This is a genomic window from Janibacter corallicola NBRC 107790 (assembly GCF_001570965.1).
In the GTDB taxonomy this organism is placed as follows: Bacteria; Actinomycetota; Actinomycetes; order Actinomycetales; family Dermatophilaceae; genus Janibacter; species Janibacter corallicola.
In genome coordinates, this window is sequence record NZ_BCSR01000004.1 from 29,479 (window position 1) to 47,237 (window position 17,759).

14 protein-coding genes are annotated in these 17,759 nt (G+C 73.0%); 8 read left to right on the forward strand and 6 right to left on the reverse strand.

From position 1 onward, the window contains the following. Positions 1 to 61 precede the first annotated feature (61 nt). Positions 62 to 481 carry a MarR family winged helix-turn-helix transcriptional regulator gene (locus JCO01S_RS02875; RefSeq protein ID WP_068250421.1) on the forward strand — a complete coding sequence of 140 codons (420 nt, stop codon included), beginning with the start codon at positions 62 to 64 and terminating at the stop codon, positions 479 to 481. Positions 482 to 495: 14 nt separating this feature from the next. Then, positions 496 to 1,092, forward strand: a complete 597-nt coding sequence (locus JCO01S_RS02880) for a DUF998 domain-containing protein (RefSeq protein WP_068250423.1) — start codon at positions 496 to 498, stop codon at positions 1,090 to 1,092. Here JCO01S_RS02880 and JCO01S_RS02885 read toward each other — a convergent pair. After that, positions 1,059 to 1,742 (reverse strand): DUF998 domain-containing protein, encoded by a 684-nt coding sequence (locus JCO01S_RS02885; RefSeq protein ID WP_068250427.1) that lies wholly within the window; start codon positions 1,740 to 1,742, stop codon positions 1,059 to 1,061. The two genes, JCO01S_RS02880 and JCO01S_RS02885, sit on opposite strands and share 34 nt — an antisense overlap. Next, positions 1,739 to 2,665: an alpha/beta hydrolase gene (locus JCO01S_RS02890; RefSeq protein ID WP_068250431.1), complete on the reverse strand. Its 927-nt coding sequence runs from the start codon at positions 2,663 to 2,665 to the stop codon at positions 1,739 to 1,741. The genes JCO01S_RS02885 and JCO01S_RS02890 overlap by 4 nt, the downstream gene beginning before the upstream one ends. Before the next feature lie 96 nt (positions 2,666 to 2,761). On the opposite strand from JCO01S_RS02890, the gene JCO01S_RS02895 reads away from it, so the two are divergent. From JCO01S_RS02895 to recD, 6 genes are all read left to right on the forward strand, one after another. Further along, positions 2,762 to 3,403, forward strand: coding sequence for a thioredoxin-like domain-containing protein (locus JCO01S_RS02895; RefSeq protein WP_068250434.1), 642 nt, complete (start codon positions 2,762 to 2,764; stop codon positions 3,401 to 3,403). Beyond that, positions 3,400 to 4,044 (forward strand): DUF305 domain-containing protein, encoded by a 645-nt coding sequence (locus JCO01S_RS02900; RefSeq protein ID WP_157074452.1) that lies wholly within the window; start codon positions 3,400 to 3,402, stop codon positions 4,042 to 4,044. Before JCO01S_RS02895 ends, JCO01S_RS02900 begins: the two co-directional genes overlap by 4 nt. 46 nt (positions 4,045 to 4,090) lie before the next feature. Further along, a complete protein-coding gene (locus tag JCO01S_RS02905) occupies positions 4,091 to 5,068 on the forward strand; it encodes a threonine ammonia-lyase (RefSeq protein WP_068250437.1) in 978 nt (325 codons plus the stop codon). 75 nt (positions 5,069 to 5,143) lie between these two features. Continuing rightward, complete coding sequence (gene recC, locus JCO01S_RS02910; protein WP_068250440.1) at positions 5,144 to 8,527, forward strand: exodeoxyribonuclease V subunit gamma; 3,384 nt, start codon at positions 5,144 to 5,146, stop codon at positions 8,525 to 8,527. Next, positions 8,524 to 11,898: a UvrD-helicase domain-containing protein gene (locus JCO01S_RS02915; protein WP_068250444.1), complete on the forward strand. Its 3,375-nt coding sequence runs from the start codon at positions 8,524 to 8,526 to the stop codon at positions 11,896 to 11,898. Before recC ends, JCO01S_RS02915 begins: the two co-directional genes overlap by 4 nt. Beyond that, entirely contained in the window at positions 11,895 to 13,688 is a 1,794-nt protein-coding gene (recD, locus tag JCO01S_RS02920) for an exodeoxyribonuclease V subunit alpha (RefSeq protein ID WP_169796886.1), read from the forward strand. Before JCO01S_RS02915 ends, recD begins: the two co-directional genes overlap by 4 nt. A 1-nt stretch (position 13,689) precedes the next feature. On the opposite strand, the gene JCO01S_RS02925 is transcribed toward recD, so the two are convergent. The 4 genes from JCO01S_RS02925 to JCO01S_RS02940 form a co-directional block, all read right to left on the reverse strand. Next, positions 13,690 to 14,187, reverse strand: a complete 498-nt coding sequence (locus JCO01S_RS02925; protein ID WP_068250447.1) for an ASCH domain-containing protein — start codon at positions 14,185 to 14,187, stop codon at positions 13,690 to 13,692. 151 nt (positions 14,188 to 14,338) lie between these two features. Next, a complete protein-coding gene (locus JCO01S_RS02930) occupies positions 14,339 to 15,658 on the reverse strand; it encodes an HNH endonuclease signature motif containing protein (RefSeq protein WP_068250450.1) in 1,320 nt (439 codons plus the stop codon). Between the two features lie 72 nt (positions 15,659 to 15,730). Beyond that, a complete protein-coding gene (locus JCO01S_RS02935) occupies positions 15,731 to 16,558 on the reverse strand; it encodes an ABC transporter permease (protein WP_068250453.1) in 828 nt (275 codons plus the stop codon). After that, positions 16,555 to 17,529 (reverse strand): ATP-binding cassette domain-containing protein, encoded by a 975-nt coding sequence (locus tag JCO01S_RS02940; protein ID WP_068250456.1) that lies wholly within the window; start codon positions 17,527 to 17,529, stop codon positions 16,555 to 16,557. Before JCO01S_RS02940 ends, JCO01S_RS02935 begins: the two co-directional genes overlap by 4 nt. Between the last annotated feature and the right edge of the window lie 230 nt (positions 17,530 to 17,759).

Below are 17,759 nucleotides of genomic sequence, written 5' to 3' on the forward strand. Positions count from 1 at the left end.
GCCACGCATTCCCGTGACGAGGACTCTTGCGGCGACCAACTTAAGCCTTTAAGTTAGTCCGGTGAGAGACCTCGCCCACGAGTTGAACGACCTCGTACTGACGCTCAACCGGAGCGCCGAGCGACGTCTGGCACCGCTGGGCCTCACCTTCCGGCGGTTCCTCGCGCTGACGATCATCGGGGAGCACCCCGGCCTGACCGGGCGCGACCTCTCCGGGGCCATCGGCATCACCGAGGCGGCCGGTAGCGGGCTCGTACGCGCCCTCATGGCCGACCATCTGGTGCTCGACGTGGCCCCCACGGGGTCGGGCAACCGTCGTCGGCTGCAGCTGAGCGACACCGGCGAGGACCTGCTGCGCCGCAGCGGCGAGGCCCTCGGCGACTCCTTCGACGCCTTCGTCGCGAGCCTGGACATCGATCCGAGGACTCTGGCCGAGACCGTCCACACGATCACCACGGCCCTCAAGGCCGACTCCCGATGAACGGAGAACACCTCATGCCCCACCTCCTGGCACTGCTGGCCGCCCTGCTGCTGGTGGTGCGCCTCGGAATCCTCATCCACCTGCACCTCTCCCAGCCCCGGATCCACCCCGTCCGGCAGGCGGTCAGCGACTACGCCCTGAGCGACGGACGACGCTGGTTCGCCACGATGGGGGTCGTGGGCGCCCTGGTCTGGGTCTGCCTCGCCGTGGCGGTGGGCACCGGGCTCCCGGGCTGGTCGGACCGATCCTCCGTCACCACCCAGCTCCTCGTGCTGACCGCCTCGGTGCTCGCCGCTGCTGCACTGCCCACCGACGCGGAGGGCTCGCCGCGGACGCTCACCGGCGTGCTGCACTACGCGGCGGCGATCGTCCAGTTCGCGATCCTCTACGGCCTCACCGGCAACTTCGTGCGGCTGGCGGCGACGGATCCGGGCCTGGCTCCCTTCGCCCCGATCCTGGAGCCGCTGCGCACGGTCGTCCTCGTCTCGCTCATCGCCCTCGTCGTGGCCCTGCTGCCCAAGGTCCGCCACCTCTTCGGGGTGCCCGAGCGGGTCTTCCTCGTCTCGACGCTCGCCTTCTACCTGCTCGTGGCCATCGGTCTCGCGCGCTGACCGGCACCGAGCAGGACCACGCCGGCGACCGCCTGCCACACGAGTGGCGCGTAGACGCTCATCCGCTCGGTGATGCCGAAGAGCGGTGGGACCACGAGCATGCCGACGAGCCCGATGACGGCGAGCGCGGCGAGACCGCCGGCGAGCAGCGCCAGGCCCCGGCGGGCCCGCCACAGGTTGATCGACGCGGCGATCAGCAGCAGGGTCCCGCCGTAGAAGACGGCGACGGCACCCAGCCCGTGCAGGGCGCCGCGGAGCGGGACCATGCCGGTGGGGAAGCACCCGACGACCACGAGACCGAGACCGTTGACCAGCGCGAGGGTGACCACCGTGCGCCGGCCCCGCCGCGGGGCGAAGGGGGCCAGCAGCACCGCCGCGACCGCGAGGCGCAGCCCGGTGCCGATAAAGGTCAGGTTCATCAGCAGGTGCCGGCTCGAGAAGGCCGGCTGCGGGGTCCAGTCCTGGACCTCCGGGACACCGAAGAGGCTGATGGCGTCCGAGGTCCAGGCGTAGGGGCGGCCCTGCCAGCCGGCGGCGGCGAGCGCCTCACCCACGAAGTAGAGCGCAGCGAGCACGAGGAGCACTCCGCCCCAGCGGTATCGGGTCGGGCTCGGATGGCCCGGTCCGGGCCCGGTCGAGGTCTTCGTCACGCCGGCAGGTGCTGGTCCAGCCACCCGATGATGTCCGAGACGATCTCGTCACGACCCACCTCGTTGAGGATCTCGTGCCGCGCGCCCGGGTACAGGGTCACCGAGACGTCGTGCACGCCCGCGGCGGAGAGCTGATCGCCCACCTGCCGCACCCCCTTGCCGTGGGCTCCGACCGGGTCCGCCTCGCCGGAGGTGAGCAGGATCGGCAGGTCGGCCGGAGTCCGGCCCGCGAGCCGGGACAGGCCGTTGACGCCGCCGAGCAGGTCGGCGTAGAAGCCGGCCGTGAAGACCTCCCCGCAGCGTGGGTCCGCCACGTACAGGGCGACCTCGTCGGGGTCGCGGCTCAGCCAGTCGAAGTCGGTGTCGGTGGGCTTGAACTGCCGGTTGTAGCCACCGAAGACGAGCGTGTCCATCAGCGGTGAGCGGGTGCGACGCCCCCGAAGTCGGGACTCGGCCTTCGCGACCAGCTCGCCGACGCGACCGAGCAGTCCCTGATCGCCGCTGGTCCCGCAGAAGACCGCACCGGCGAGCTCCTCGCCGTGGCGGGTGACGAAGTCACGCCCGAGCAGCGAGCCCATCGAGTGACCGAAGAAGAGGATCGGCAGCCCGGGGTGGGCCTGCTTGATGGCCTCGGTGATCGCGTACATGTCCTCCACGGCGGTGTCCCACCCCTGCTCGTCGGCGAGGTAACCCGCCTCTTCCGTTAGGGAGGAGGTCTGGCCGTGACCACGGTGGTCGTGCATCCACACCGCATACCCGGCACCGGTGAGCGCGCGCGCAAAACGCTCGTACCGGCTGGAGTGCTCGGCCATGCCGTGGGCCGCCTGCACGACCGCCTTGGGCTCGCCGTCGGGCAGCCAGGTCCGGACGAACAGCGGGACCGAGTCCTGCGGGGAGGCGATGGTGGTCGTGTCGCTTCGCATGCCGGGAGGCTACCGGCCCGGGCTGGCAGGGAACTCCCAGACGTGGGTGCGAGCATGGTCACGAATTTTGCCCACCCCCTGACCCCTGAGGGACCCATGAGCAAGAAGTCCGCGAAGAAGCTCACCGCCCGCGAGGCCCGACTGTCCGAGGCCCGCGAGCAGCAGCGCGCCACCGAACGCCGCCGTGCCCTGCTGCTGACGGTGGCCACGGGCCTCGTCATCGCCGTCATCGTCGGGGCCGTCGCCTGGGCGATCGTCGGCGAGAAGGACGAGCGCGAGGCGGGCGGTGACCTCTCCGCCGTGCAGGAGTTCGACTACGACGGGCAGCAGCACGTGGAGGGCCAGGTCGACTACGAGGAGTCCCCGCCCGTCGGCGGCGAGCACAACCCCGCGTGGTTGAACTGCGGCGTCTACGACGAGCCGGTCCCGAACGAGCACGCCGTGCACTCCCTGGAGCACGGCACCGTGTGGATCACCTACGACCCCGACCTGCCAGACGGCGAGGTGAGCACGCTGGAGGACCTCACTCCCGGTACCTACGGTCTGCTCTCCCCGTACGAGGGAGACATGCCGGGCAAGATCGTCCTCTCGGCGTGGAACCACCAGCTGAGCGTCGACTCGGCCGACGACCCGCGGATCGAGGGCTTCATCCGGGAGTACCGCCAGGGCCCGCAGACCCCCGAGCCGGGCGCTGCCTGCACCGGAGGTGTGGACCCGTCGGAGAGCCTGGTCGGGTGAGCACCCGCGTCCTGAAGCCGCTGCTGGCCCTCCTGGTCGCCCTGGCCATCGGGCTCGTCGGCGGGATCCTCCTGGGCCGCTCCGGCGAGCAGGCGCAGACGCCCGCGGACAACAGCGTGGCGGCGGGCTTCGCCCGGGACATGCAGACCCATCACGACCAGGCGGTGGAGATGTCGTGGATCGTGCGCAGCCGGACGAAGGACCCGGCCGTTCGCTCCCTCGCCTACGACATCGCCCGCACCCAGGAGAGCCAGTCCGGTCAGATGGCCGGGTGGCTGCAGGTGTGGGGGCTACCGCCGACCGGTCCCGGTGAGCAGATGGAGTGGATGCGGCTGACCGGGCACCAGCACGACCGCGGGGAGATGGTCGAGAAGGACGGCCGGATGAAGGGGATGGCCTCGGAGGAGGAGCTGGAGAAGCTGCGCGGCCTGCGCGGCGAGGAGGCCGAGATCCTCTACCTGCAGCTGATGATCGACCACCACCTGGGCGGGGTGCCGATGGCCAGGGCGGTGCTGGACTGCGGTGTCGGGCCCGTGGAGGACCTCGCCGATGCGATCATCACCAGCCAGCGCGCGGAGGTGGGCACGATGACCCGGATGCTGGAGGAGCGCGGCGCGAAGCCACGCCCGGACTCCACCTGAGGCAAGGCCTCCCGGGTCCGCAGCGCCCATCCACGATGATGGACTCATGGACTTCGGCACAGAGACGATCCGGGCAGCGGCCGAGCGAATCCACGGACGAGTCCGGCGGACCCCGCTGCTGTCCTCCCCGATGCTCGACGAGGCCACGGGGGCAACGGTGCTCGTCAAGGCCGAGGCGCTGCAGCTGACCGGCTCCTTCAAGATCCGAGGCGCGCTCAACGTCCTCCTCTCGCTCACCGACGCGGAGCGGGACGCGGGCGTCCTCGCCTTCTCGACCGGCAACCACGGTCAGGCGGTGGCGGCGTCGGCACGGATGACGGGCTCACGGGCGACGATCGTCATGCCGCAGGACGCCCCACGGATCAAGGTCGACGGCGTTCGGTGGTGGGGCGGTGAGGTCGTCTTCTACGACCCCGCCGCGCAGGACCGCGAGGTCGTCGGTCGTGACCTCGTCGCCGAGCGCGGCCTGACGCTCGTGCACCCCTACGACGACGTGCGCACGATGGCCGGGCAGGGCACCGCCGGTCTCGAGATCCTCGACCAGCTGCGCGAAGGGGGCCACGCCCCGGACGCGATCGTCCTCCCCTGCAGCGGCGGTGGGCTCGCCTCGGGAGTCCTCGAGGCGGTGCGTTCGGAGGTGGACGCCGCCCCCTTCGTCGTGGAGCGGGAGGGCTACCCGAAGATGGCCCGCTCGCTGGCCACCGGCCGGGTGCAGCAGGTACCCGCCGTCCCGGCCTTCCTCGACGCGATCGGCTCGCCGACGGTCGGCGAGTCCACCCTCGCCGCGCTCTCCCGGCACCCGGTGACCGCACTCGAGTTGAGCGACGACCAGGCGCGGCTGGCGATGCGCGAGGCCTTCCGCACGCTCAAGCTCGTGCTCGAGCCGGGCGGCTCCGCGGCGCTGGCCGCCGTGCTGGCACGCCGGGACCGGTTCGCCGGGAAGACCGTGGTCGTCCTCGCGAGCGGCGGCAACGTCGACGCGTCGGTCTACTCCGAGGTGCTCGCGGACGCCACACCCGGATGATGGCCGTCCGCTGGTCCGCGGTGACCCTGTGGAGCACCGGCCACGGTTGTCGGCGCGCGCGGATACGGTCTGATCGTGGCACTACACCTCCACCGCGCGCAGCGGACCGACGTCCTCGCCGACGAGCTCGGCGCGCTGCTGGCGAGCCCGCTGCCGGACCCCTTCGCCCGGGAGGTCGTCGTCGTGCCCGAGCAGGGCATCGAGCGGTGGCTGGCGCAGCGGCTCTCGCACCGGCTCGGCGCCAGCGGTGGACGCGGGGACGGGGTGTGCGCGGGAGTGGAGTTCCTCCGGCCCCACTCGCTCGTGACGATGCTCACCGGACGCGACGAGGACGACCCGTGGCTGCCCCAGCACCTCGTCTGGCCCCTGCTCGAGGTCATCGACGCCTCGCTCGGCGAGCCGTGGTGCACCGACCTGACCCGGCACCTCGGTGCCGACGGTGAACCGGATGCCGAGCTGGCGCAGGTGCGGGCCGGGCGGCGGTACTCGGTCGCACTGCGGCTGGCCGGGCTCTTCCACCGGTACGCGACGAGCCGGCCCCGGGTGCTGCGCGACTGGCGCGAGGGCCGGGACACCGACGGGCTGGACGGCACCCCGCTCGACGCGGACCTGACCTGGCAGCCGGAGCTGTGGCGCCGGCTCGTCGCGGCCGTCGACGCCCCGCCCCCCGACGTGCGCCACGAGCAGACCGTGGCCCGGTTGCGCGCGGGCGAAGGGGGTGACCTGCCGCTGCCGGACCGGCTCTCCCTCTTCGGGCACACCCGGCTCGGCGTGACCGAGGTCGAGCTCCTCGACGCGCTCGCCACCTCGCGCGAGGTGCACCTGTGGCTGCCGCAGCCGTCGGAGGCGCTGTGGCAGGAGCTGCAGGCCGCACAGGCGGACCATGTCCTCCCCCGGGACCGGGACGACTCGAGCCACCTCGTCCGGCACCCGCTGCTCGCCTCCCTCGGTCGGGACTCGCGGGAGCTGGTGCGGGTGCTCGGGAGCTTCGCGAGTCCCCGCCGAGGCCCGGCCGAGGACGGCCCCACACCGCCCATGCGGAACGCAGGGCCCGAGGGACCGGAGGCTGAGCCGACGACGGTCCTCGGGTGGCTGCAGGCGGACATCGCCGCCAACCGCGACCCCTCCGGCGAGCCGCAGCGCGAGGTCGCCGCGGGCGACGGGTCGGTCCAGGTCCATGCCTGCCACGGCCCCACCCGCCAGGTCGAGGTGCTGCGGGAGGTCCTCGTCGGCCTCCTCGAGGACGACCCGGACCTCGAGCCGCGCGACGTGCTCGTCATGTGCCCCGACGTGGAGACCTACGCCCCGCTCATCGGGGCGGCCTTCGGCCTGGGCGAGCACGGCACCGACGCCGAAGGGGTCGACACCCACCCGGCGCACCGGCTGCGGGTCCGCCTCGCGGACCGCTCCCTTCGCTCCACCAACCCGCTGCTCGACGTCGCCGCGCGCCTCATCGGTCTCGCCGGCGGACGACTCACCGCCAGCGAGGTCCTCGACCTGGCCGCGGCGCCGCCGGTGCGCCGCCGCTTCGGGCTGGGCGAGGACGACCTGGCCACGATCACCCGCTGGGTCACCGATGCCGGCATCCGGTGGGGCCTCGATGCCGAGCACCGGGCCCCCTTCGCCATGGAGCGGGAGGACCAGGGGACGTGGCGCTTCGGGCTGGACCGGCTGCTGCTCGGCGTGACGATGTCCGAGGACGGGCCGCTGCACGTGGCGGCCGTGATGCCGGTCGACGACGTCGGCAGCGGGTCGGTGGACCTCGTCGGGCGGCTCGGCGAGCTGATCGACCGGACCGGCACCGCCCTGGACGCCATGCAGACCGCCCGCACCGCCGGCGAGTGGATGGGCGTCCTCACCGAGGCGGTCCTCGCGCTGACCCACGTGCCGCCGAGCGAGCAGTGGCAGGTCGGGGACCTCCAGCGCACCCTCTCCCGCGCCGCCCGGCACGCCACCGAGGACGTACCGGTGGGGCTCGCCGACGTGCGCGCCCTGCTGGAGGACCAGCTCGCGGGCCGGCCGAGCCGTGCCAGCTTCCGCACCGGCGGCCTCACGGTCTGCACGATGACCCCGATGCGCTCGGTCCCCCACCGCGTCGTGTGCCTGCTGGGCATGGACGACGACACCTTCCCCCGGCAGCAGACCGTCGACGGCGACGACGTGCTCGCCCGCCGGCCGGTGACCGGTGAGCGCGACGCGCGCAGCGAGGACCGCCAACTCCTGCTCGACGCCGTGCTGGCCGCCGGGGAGCGGCTCATCGTCTGCTACACCGGAGCCGACGAGCACAGCGGGGAGCGGCGCCCGCCGGCCGTCCCGCTCAGCGAGCTCCTCGACGCCGCCCGGGGGACGACGACGGCGCCCGTCGAGGTGGTCCACCACCCGCTGCAGCCCTTCGACCCGCGCAACTTCGCCCCCGAGCGGCCCTTCAGCTTCGACCTGGCCGCACTCGAGGGCGCCCGCTCCGGCACGGACCCGGAGCCCACCGACTCCCGGCTGATCCGCACGCCGCTGCCCGCACCCGTGGTCGAGGACGTCTCCCTGGCGGACCTCGTCGGCTACTTCCAGCACCCGGGGCGCGGCTTCCTGCGCGACCGGCTGCAGGTCGGTGTCTCCCGCGAGGCGGACGAGGTGAGCGACCGGCTGCCCATCGACCTGGACGGGCTGGAGAAGTGGTCCGTCGGCGACCGCGCCCTGGCGGCCCGCCTCGCCGGCCGCCCCGCCGACGACGTCTACACCGCCGAGCTGCTGCGCGGCGACATCCCGCCCGGGAGCCTGGGGAACCGCGCGCTCACCCCGATCGCCGAACAGGTCGAGGACCTCGTCAGGCACGTCGCGGAGGGGCCCGGAGGGCCGCCCGGCTCGGTCGACATCGACGTGCCGCTCCCCGGCGGACGCCGCCTGACCGGGACGGTGGACGGCGTGCGGGGCCCGCACGTCGTCGACGTGACCTTCAGCCGACTGGCCGCCAAGCAGCACATCGCCTCGTGGCTGCGTCTGCTCGCGCTCTCCGCGACCGAGGAGGCCGAGTGGTTCGCCTCGACCCTCGGCAAGGGACGCGGGCGCGGGCGGCCGGTCGCCCGCACCACCAGGGGGCCGGTGCCGCTCGCTGCCGCACGCTCCCACCTGAGTGAGCTCATCGACGTCCACGCCGTCGGGTTGAGTGCCCCGCTCCCCCTGCCGGTCAAGACCTCCCTCGCGTGGGCCGAGACGGTCCACCGCAACCCCACGCGCACCCGCATCGCCGCGAGGAAGGCCCGCGAGGACTGGGAGCCGCGCCGGTCCAGGACCGGCGCGACCTTCCCCGGCGAGCGCGACGACGGGTGGTGGCGCCGGATCCACGGAGCGGACGCCCCCTTCGAGCTGCTGCTGACCGAGGTCGCCGGCCCCGGCACGGACCTGCCCACCCTCGCGTCGCGGGTGTGGGGCCCGGCCCTGGACAACGTGACGGCCACGGCATGAACGAGCTGACTCCCTTCGACGTCGCCGCGCAGCTGCCGGCTCCCGGCGAGACGGTGCTGCTCGAGGCCAGCGCCGGGACCGGCAAGACGTGGACCATTGGTGCGCTCGTGGCCCGCCACGTGGCCGAGGGGACGCCGCTGGAGGAGATGCTCGTCATCACCTTCGGGCGTGCGGCCAGCCGGGAGATGCGCGAACGCGTCCGCGAGCACCTCCAGATGGTCCACCGCGGCCTCGCCGAACCGGGCACGCCGACCTCCGACCCGGTCGTGGCGCTGCTGCGCCAAGGGGGCCCCGCCGAGGTCGCCGACCGCGCCCGGCGCCTGCACACCGCGTTGACCCACTTCGACGCCGCGACGATCGCCACGACCCACCAGTTCTGCCAGCTCGTGCTGCGCAGCCTCGGCGTCGCCGGCGACTCCCACCCGCGAGCCCGCCTCGTGGAGGACCTCTCCGACCTGCGCGAGGAGGTCGTCGACGACCTCTACATCCGCGGCTTCGGTGGCGGCGGCACCCCCGCCTTCACCCGCGAGGAGGCGGGCACCATCGCGCGCGCGGTCACCGAGAACCCGCACGCCCGGCTCGACCCGGAGCACCTCGAGGGTGGCTCCGAGGACGCCCGGCGACTGGGCTTCGCGAAGCTGGTACGGACCGAGATGGAGCGGCGCAAGCAGCGTCTGGGCCTGCTCAGCTACGACGACCTGCTCTCCCACCTCGCCGACGCGCTGACCGAGGAGGACTCACCCGCGCGGCAGCGGATGCGCCAGTGGTGGCGCGTCGTGCTCGTCGACGAGTTCCAGGACACCGACCCGGTGCAGTGGCAGGTGATCGACCGGGCCTTCACCGGACACAGCTCGCTCGTGCTCATCGGCGACCCGAAGCAGGCGATCTACGGCTTCCGCGGCGGGGACGTCGACACCTACCTGACCGCCTCCACGACCGCCACCACGCGGCACACCCTGGGCGTGAACCACCGCTCCGACGAACCGCTCGTGCGCTCCCTCACCACGCTGCTGCGCGGCGCCGAGCTCGGCGACCCCGACATCGTCGTGCACCCGGTGAGCGCGCAGCAGCAGGGATCGCGACTCGGTGCCGCCGACGGGCGCACCCCTCCGGACGGCCTGCACGCCCCGGTCCGGCTGCGACTCGTGCCCCGCGACCTCGTGAGCGACCCCGGGGCGCACACCGTCTCGATCGCCGACATCCGTCCGGTCGTCGCCCGGGACTGCGCCGCCGAGATCACCCGGCTGGTGTCCGGTGGGACCACCTTCGCGAGGCGGCCGCTGCGCGCCGGCGACATCGCGGTCCTGGCGCACACCCGGTACCAGCTGGACCACATCCGCACGGCGCTCGAGCACGTCGGGCTGCGCTCGATCATGGTCTCCAGCGACAGCATCTACGAGTCGCCGGCCGCGGAGACCTGGCTGACGCTGCTCGAGGCGATGGAGCTGAGCCACCGACCGGAACGGGTGCGGGCGGCGGCGCTGACTCCCTTCGTCGGGTACGACGCGGCCGAGCTGGACCGGGGAGGGGACGAGGTCACGGACGAGATGTCGCGCCTCATGCGCACCTGGGCCTCGCTGCTCGAGCGGCGCGGGGTCGCCGCCGTGCTCGCCGCGGCCTCCTCCGGCGGGCTGGACGCCCGGGTCCTGCACCAGGAGGGCGGAGAGCGGATGCTCACCGACCTGCGCCACGTCGCCGAGACACTCCACCAGCGGGTCGTGGCCGAAGGGGACGGCCTCGCCTCCCTCACCACGTGGCTGCGGGAGCGGATGGCGGCCCTGCGCAAGGAGGAGCGGGCACGCCGCCTCGACAGCGACGCCGATGCCGTGCACCTGGCGACGATCCACTCGAGCAAGGGCCTGCAGTACCCCGTCGTCATGCTCCCCTTCGTCGCCGACCGCAACCGCAGGAGCGAGCCGGGGGTGCTGCACTTCCATGGTGAGGACCGCAGTCGCCTCCTCGACATCGGCATCACCTCCGACCCGGGACGCCGCGACCGCGTGCGACGCCACCTCGCCGAGGAGGACGGCGAGTCGCTGCGTCGTCTCTACGTCGCGATGACCCGGGCGCAGAGCCAGGTCGTGACCTGGTGGTTCCCCTCGGACCGCAACACCCCCTGCTCACCCCTGCACCGCATGCTCCTCGGGCGGCGGGGCGACCAGGCCGACGTGCCCGTCTCCCACCCCGTCCCCGGCGAGCAGGCCGTCGAGGAACACCTGCTGGAGTGGGAGCGTCGCGGGGGCCTCCGGCTGGAGCACGTGGCGGCGCCCCACCCCGTCCCGAGGGAGCCCGAGGCCCCACCGGCCCGGCTGACCGCGCGCCGCTTCACCCGGGAGGTCGACGACGCCTGGCGGCGGACCTCCTACACCGCCCTCACCCGCCCGATGGAGGAGGCACCGACCGCGGTCGGGGACCAGCTCGTGGGCAGCGAACCGGAGGTCACCGCCCGGGAGGACGACGAGGGGGCGACCCCCTTCGTGGCGGTGGAGGAGCACGGCGACGTCGAGCACCTCCCCTCCCCGATGGCCGAGCTGCCCGTCGGGGCCGGCTTCGGATCGCTCGTGCACGCCGTCCTCGAGGAGGCCGACCCGCAGGCGACGGACCTCACCGCGGAGCTGCGCACCCACGTCGAGGAGCAGCTCGTCCGCTGGCCGGTCCCCGACCTGGACCGCGAAGGGCTGACCCGAGCGCTCGTCGAGGTACTCACCTCCCCCCTCGGACCGCTGGCCCCCGAGACCACACTGCGCGATGTCGGCCTGCGGGACCGGCTCGCCGAGATGGACTTCGAGCTGCCCCTCGGCGGGGGTGACGCCGGGCGGCCGCGCCCGGACGAGGCGGTGCTCGGTGACCTGGCGGACCTCATGCGCAGGCACCTGCCCGAGGACGACCCGGTCCTGCCCTTCGCCGAGGTGCTGGCCGATCCCGTCCTCGGCGGCCAGCCGCTGCGCGGGTACCTCACCGGCTCGGTGGACATCGTGCTGCGCATCGGCTCGAGCCACCTCGTCGTGGACTACAAGACGAACTGGCTCGGCGAACCCCAGTTGCCGCTGAGCACCGCCCACTACGACCCGGCCGCGCTCCGGGCGGCGATGAACCACTCCTCCTACCCGCTCCAGGCGATCCTCTACGCGGTCGTGCTGCACCGCTTCCTGCGATGGCGCCAGCCGGGCTACGACCCGCAGGTGCACTTCGGCGGCGTCCTCTACCTGTACCTGCGCGGCATGGCCGGCCCGGAGACGCCGTGGGTGGACGGAAACCCGACGGGAGTCTTCAGCTGGCAACCACCGATCGCACTGATCGAGGCCGTCTCGGACCTGCTCGACGGCACCAGGACAGCCACGGCAGGCACGACGAAGGGGGACCCGGCGTGAGCGACGTGACCCACGTGGACGACATGACCGCCGCCGGCGGCTTCGAGACCGACGACACCCGTGACCGTCGGTACGCGCTGTCGGCGACAGGCGTGCTGGGAGAGCTGAACGCGGCCGGTCTCATCGAGGCCGCCGACGTGCACGTCGCCTCGCGGCTGACCCAACTGACGGGCGAGACCGACGACCTCGTGACCGCGACGCTCGCGGTGCTGGTGCGGGCCGTGCGGGAGGGATCGACGAGCCTGGCCCCGGAGCACGCCCGCGAGGTGATCGAGCCGGTGGTCGAGGACCTGCCCGACGACGACACCTGGCTGGAGCGCGTCTCGGCCGGCGCGCTCCACGAGCACGGGGTGATCGGGGTCGAGCACTCGCTGATCTACCTCGACCGCTACCACCGGGAGGAGCGGCAGGTCGCCGAGGACCTGGCCCGCCGCGAGACCACGGACCCACCACCCGTCGACGACGCGACGCTGTCGGCGGGCCTGGACCGGGTCTTCGCGGGCGAGACCTGGGATGAGCAGCGGGCGGCGGTGCGGACGGCCGCCGGGCGGCTGAGCACCGTCCTTGCGGGTGGCCCGGGCACCGGCAAGACCTCGACCGTCGCAGGGCTGCTGACCCTGCTGCTGGAGCAGGCCGAACCCTCGGGGCGCCGGCCCCGGATCGCGCTTGCGGCACCGACCGGCAAGGCCGCGGCCCGGCTGCGGGAGTCGGTGCTCTCCTCGCTCGCCCACCTGCCGGAGGAGGACCGCGCCCGACTCGGCACCGACATCGAGGCGGTGACCATCCACCGCCTCCTCGGCTGGCGGCCGGACCGCAGCAACCGCTTCCGGCGCGATCGCAGCAACCCGCTGCCGCACGACATCGTCGTCGTCGACGAGGCCTCGATGCTCTCGCTCACCCTCACCGCGCGACTCCTCGAAGCACTCCGCCCCACCGCGCGGTTGCTGCTCGTCGGGGACCCCGACCAGCTGGCCTCGGTCGAGGCCGGCGCCGTGCTGGCCGATCTCGTGGCCGGGTACGGCGACGGCCCCGACAGCCCGGTGGTGCGGCTACGGACCTCGCACCGCTTCGGCGAGGAGATCGGGGAGCTGGCCGAGGCGGTCCGGGTCGGTGACGCGGACCGCGTGATGGAGCTCCTCGAGGGCGGCGACGCGGCCGGACCCGTGCGGCACCTGCCGCTCGACGACGTGCTCGCGGTCGACGAGGCGCTGCGCGCGCCCCTGCTGGAGCACGCCCGCACGCTGCACGACCTCGCCGCCTCCCGGCAGTGGGGTCCCGCCCTGGAGGAGCTCGCGAGCCACCGGCTGCTCTGCGCGCACCGGGACGGCCCGTGGGGGGTGCGCCCGTGGAACGACCGGATCGAGCGCTGGCTCGGCGAGTCGGTCGGCCACCACGGCCGCCACCTCTCGGGGCGGCCGCTGCTCGTCACCGCCAACGATCGGGGTCTGGGCCTGTTCAACGGCGACACCGGGGTGATGACCCAGCGTTGGGACGGCCGACCGGTCGCGGTCTTCGGGGAGCCCGGCGCACCGGTGGAGCACGCCGCCTCGTCGCTGGCCGAGGTGGAGACCGCCTACGCGATGACGATCCACAAGAGCCAGGGGAGCCAGGCCCGAGCGGTCACCGTGCTGCTGCCGGAGCCGGACTCGCGTCTGCTGACCCGGGAGCTGCTCTACACCGCGATCACGCGCGCCCGGGAGTCGGTGACCCTCGTCGGGTCCGAGGCCGCGGTCCGCGCCGCCGTCTCCCGCCGCACCCAGCGGGCGACGGGACTGCGTCACCGGCTCTGACTCAGTCCTGCGCCGGTTCGGCGTGCAGCACCTCGAAGTCCTCGAGGACGACCGGCATGTCCGGCGCGAACCCCTTCTCGTGGCTGGCGTGCTCGGTGAAGAAGCGCTCGTGCACCTCGCGCCAGTACTCCAGCGACCCATCGCCCTCGCCCTCCGCGGCGGCGTGGGCGACATCGACCTGGTCGAAGGGGACGACCCGCACCCGGGTGGTCACCAGCAGCGCTCGGGGCGCCCCCGCACCGTCGACCACGATCCCGAGGGTGCCCTCCTCGGGCAGGTCCTCTTCCTCCGCCTCGTAGTCCCACAGCGCCGACGACGTCGCGGTCTTGGTCCCGGCGAGGACGAGGTCGAGCAACTCGTCGGCGTGCTCCGTCGTCGCCCCGAAGCTCCACGCCGGCGGCCGGAGCACCGCCAGCGGGTTGACCCCCATGTACGAGGTCACCCCGGCGAGGTTCGCGTGCTGCTGGGCGCGCTCCCAGAAGGCGTCGATGTCGTCCATGACCCCATCCTGCCCGCTCGGACCCCCACCCGTGCCCCGCCCGGCATCCCGACGTGAGCTGCGTGTGCGACGGCACCCCGCTCCCGGGCCCGTCGGCCGTCCGGGCAGACCGGCGGCCCGACCGCTCACGGTCGGGTCCGGGGCGGGGACGCTAGAGGTGCCAGGTCACCCCGGTGCCGGTGATCGTCGCGCTCACCCCGAGCTGGTGGACCCTGGTGTGGTGCCGCCCGCACAACAGCGCACCGTTCGAGACGTCGGTGGCTCCGTCGTGGCACCACCAGTCGACGTGGTGCACATCGGTCCACTGCGGAGGCATCGTGCAGTCGGGGAAGGTGCACCCCTGGTCCCGCAACCAGATGGCGCGGCGCTGTCCGGGCGTGAAGAAGCGCACCTTCCTCCCCATCTCCAGCACCTCGCCGTTCGACCCGAGGATGGCCGGGATGATGCCCGCGTCGCAGGCCATCCGCCGGACCACCGACGGGGCCAGCACCTGGCCGGTGCAGGTCAGTCCGGCCGCATTCGTCTGCTCCCGCAGGTCATCGAGGTCCATCGTGACGATGACCTGCGCCTTCTCGTTCGTCGAGGTCTCCCCCGGGGAGGAGACCGCGCGTCGGATGATCTCGACGAGGGCATCCGCACGACGCTGCGTCGCCGGACGCGGGTCGGGCTCCCCGCTCGGCCCGGTGACCGGTCCCGAGAGTGCCGCCAGGGCCGCGTCCAGGACCGAGGCCCCTTCCTCGTCCAGCAGCACCCGGTAGCGGGTCATCCCCGCCGGCCCCTCGGACCTGGTGAGCGACCGGGCGGCCTTGGCCCGACGATCCTCGTCCTCCTGCTCCTTCTCCGGCCGCAGCAGGCGTCCCGTCCGGGAGATCGCCGAGGCCAGCTGACGCTCGGTCAGGCCGCCGATCCGCTCCCGGCTCAGCCCCTCCGGGCCGGTCCGGCGCACCTCGTCGCTCGCGCCGTCGGTCAGCTTCTCCAGCGCCTCGGCCAGCTCCTCCTCGACCGCGACGGGCGCGACCTGGTCGTGGAAGCGGGCCAGCTGGTCCGCCTTGCCCAGCGGCAGCTCACCGGACTCGAAGGCCGCCACCAGGCCCGCCACGGCCTCGCTCGCGACGTGCGCCGACCGGCCCGCCATCGGCGTGCCGGTCCTGGCCATCCGCACGATCTGGGAGGTGTGCCGCCCACTCGGATCGGGGCACCGCTGCCCCTCCGCTCGCGTCACCCAGTCGCGCTCGGTCCACGCTGTCTCCGCCGGAAGGCCCCGCCCCAGGCCTTCACGGACCAGGGCCACCTCGGCGACGTCGAGCAGCTGGCGCACCCTCGCGACGTCCGAGAGCGCCTCGGTGACGTCGTCGTCGGCCAGCTGCCAGAGCTGGTCCCGGCCGCCCGTCGACTCCAGCAACGAGCGCAGCGCCTCACGCACCCCGGGCACCGTCCCGGGCAACTCGCGCTGCTGGATCGTCATCGACATGTATCGATCGTATGTTCGACCACCGACAGCCATAAGGGGCGAGCGCCGACCTGTGGACGGCCGGCCCGCGCGTCAGCGCAGGACGGCCCGCTGGTAGGAGCGGATCGAGACCGGCACCGCCACCACGAGGATGAGCAGGATCCAGCCGAGGGTGTAGATCTCCGCGTGCTGCAGCGCCCACGTGTACTCGGCCGCCTGACGTGCGGCCTGACCGCTCGTGCCCTGGGCGGCGAGCGCATCGAGGTTCCCGAAGTTGTCCCGGACCGCGTGGGTCAGCGTGGAGATGGGGTTCCACCCCGCGAAGGTCTTCAGCGCCGAGGGCAGCTGCTCGGCCGGCACGAAGGTGTTCGCGATGAAGGTGAGCGGGAAGATGATGATGAAGGAGGCGTTGCCGACCACCTCCGGGGTGCGCACCTTGAGACCGACCCAGGCCATGATCCAGCTGATCGCGTACGAGAAGAGGAGCAGCAGCCCCGCCGCGACCAGCGCGTCGAGCAGCCCGTCGCGGATGCGCCACCCGATGAGCAGGCCCGTCAGACCCATCACGAGCAAGGAGATGACGTTGTTGACCACGTCGGAGAGCGTCCTGCCGATGAGCACCGCACCGGGATGCATCGGCAACGTACGGAAGCGGTCGATGACCCCCTTCTGCATGTCCTCGGCCATCCCGAAGCCGGTGAAGGTGCCGCCGAAGACGACGGTCTGCGCGAAGATCCCCGCCATGAGGAACTCCCGGTAGCCCTGGGAGTTGCCCTGGGTCAGGGCCCCGAAGACGAAGCCGAAGAGCAGCACGAACATGATCGGCTGCAGCGTGGTGAAGACGAGCAGGTCCGGCACCCGGCGCAGCTTGATGACATTGCGCCGGACGATGGTCCAGGAGTCGGTCAGGACGTGGTTCATGCGGTCTCCTCCATGCCGTCGTCCTCGTCCTCGGCCTTGTACCCCGTGAGGGTCAGGAAGGCGTCGTCGAGCGTCGGACGTCGGATGCCGATGTCCTGGGCGGTGATCTCGGCCCGGCCGAGGCGCGAGACCGCCTCGATCAGTGCGCTCGTCCCGGAGTCCACCGGCACGGTGATGGTGCGGGTGTGCTCGTCGACGTCGGCCTCGCCGAGGCCGACCGGGCCGAGGAGCTCGGCGGCCTCGCCCAGCCGGTCCTCCTCGGCCACCGTCACGGTCAGCCGCTCCCCGCCCACCTGGGCCTTGAGCTGGTCCGCGGTGCCCTGGGCGATGATCCGGCCCTGGTCGATGACGACGATGTCGTCGGCGAGGACGTCGGCCTCCTCGAGGTACTGGGTCGTGAGCAGCACGGTCGTCCCCTTCGCCACGAGGTCACGGATGACCTCCCACATGCCACCTCGCGAGCGCGGGTCCAGCCCGGTGGTCGGCTCGTCGAGGAAGACCACCGGCGGGCGGGCCACGAGGGCCCCGGCCAGGTCCAGCCGGCGGCGCATCCCCCCGGAGTAGGTCTTGGCGGGCCGGTCCGCGGCGTCCTCGAGACCGAAGTCGCGCAGCAGCTCGGTGGCCCGGGACCGCCCCGCGGCGCCGCCGAGGTGGTAGAGCCTCCCGATCATCTCGAGGTTCTCCCGGCCGGAGAGGTACTCGTCGACGGCCGCGTACTGCCCGGCCACGCCGATCCGGCTGCGCACCTCGCGCGGCTCCTCGGCGACGTCGGCGCCGGCCACCCGCGCGCTGCCCGCGTCCGGACGGATGAGCGTGGAGAGGATCCGCACGGCCGTGGTCTTGCCGGCGCCGTTGGGACCGAGCACCCCCAGCACCGATCCTGCGGGGACGGCCAGATCGATGCCGCGAAGGGCGCGGACCTCGCCGTAGCTCTTGGTCAGGCCGATGGCCTCGATCGCGTGGTCACTCACCGGAGAAACCCTATGCGGCCCCGCCGACAGCCCCAATCCCTTTTTTCGGGTGGACGCAGCAGCGCCCCCTTCGCATCACGGAGGAAGGATCAATGCGAAGGGGGCGACCACTTGTGTCGTCGGGGGCGGCATTCCCCGACCACCAGTCACGCTACGGATCCGGTGCGCCGCACTCCATCCTTGTGGAGTCACGGTTCACGGCCGATCGGTCAGAACTTGGTCAGGAATCG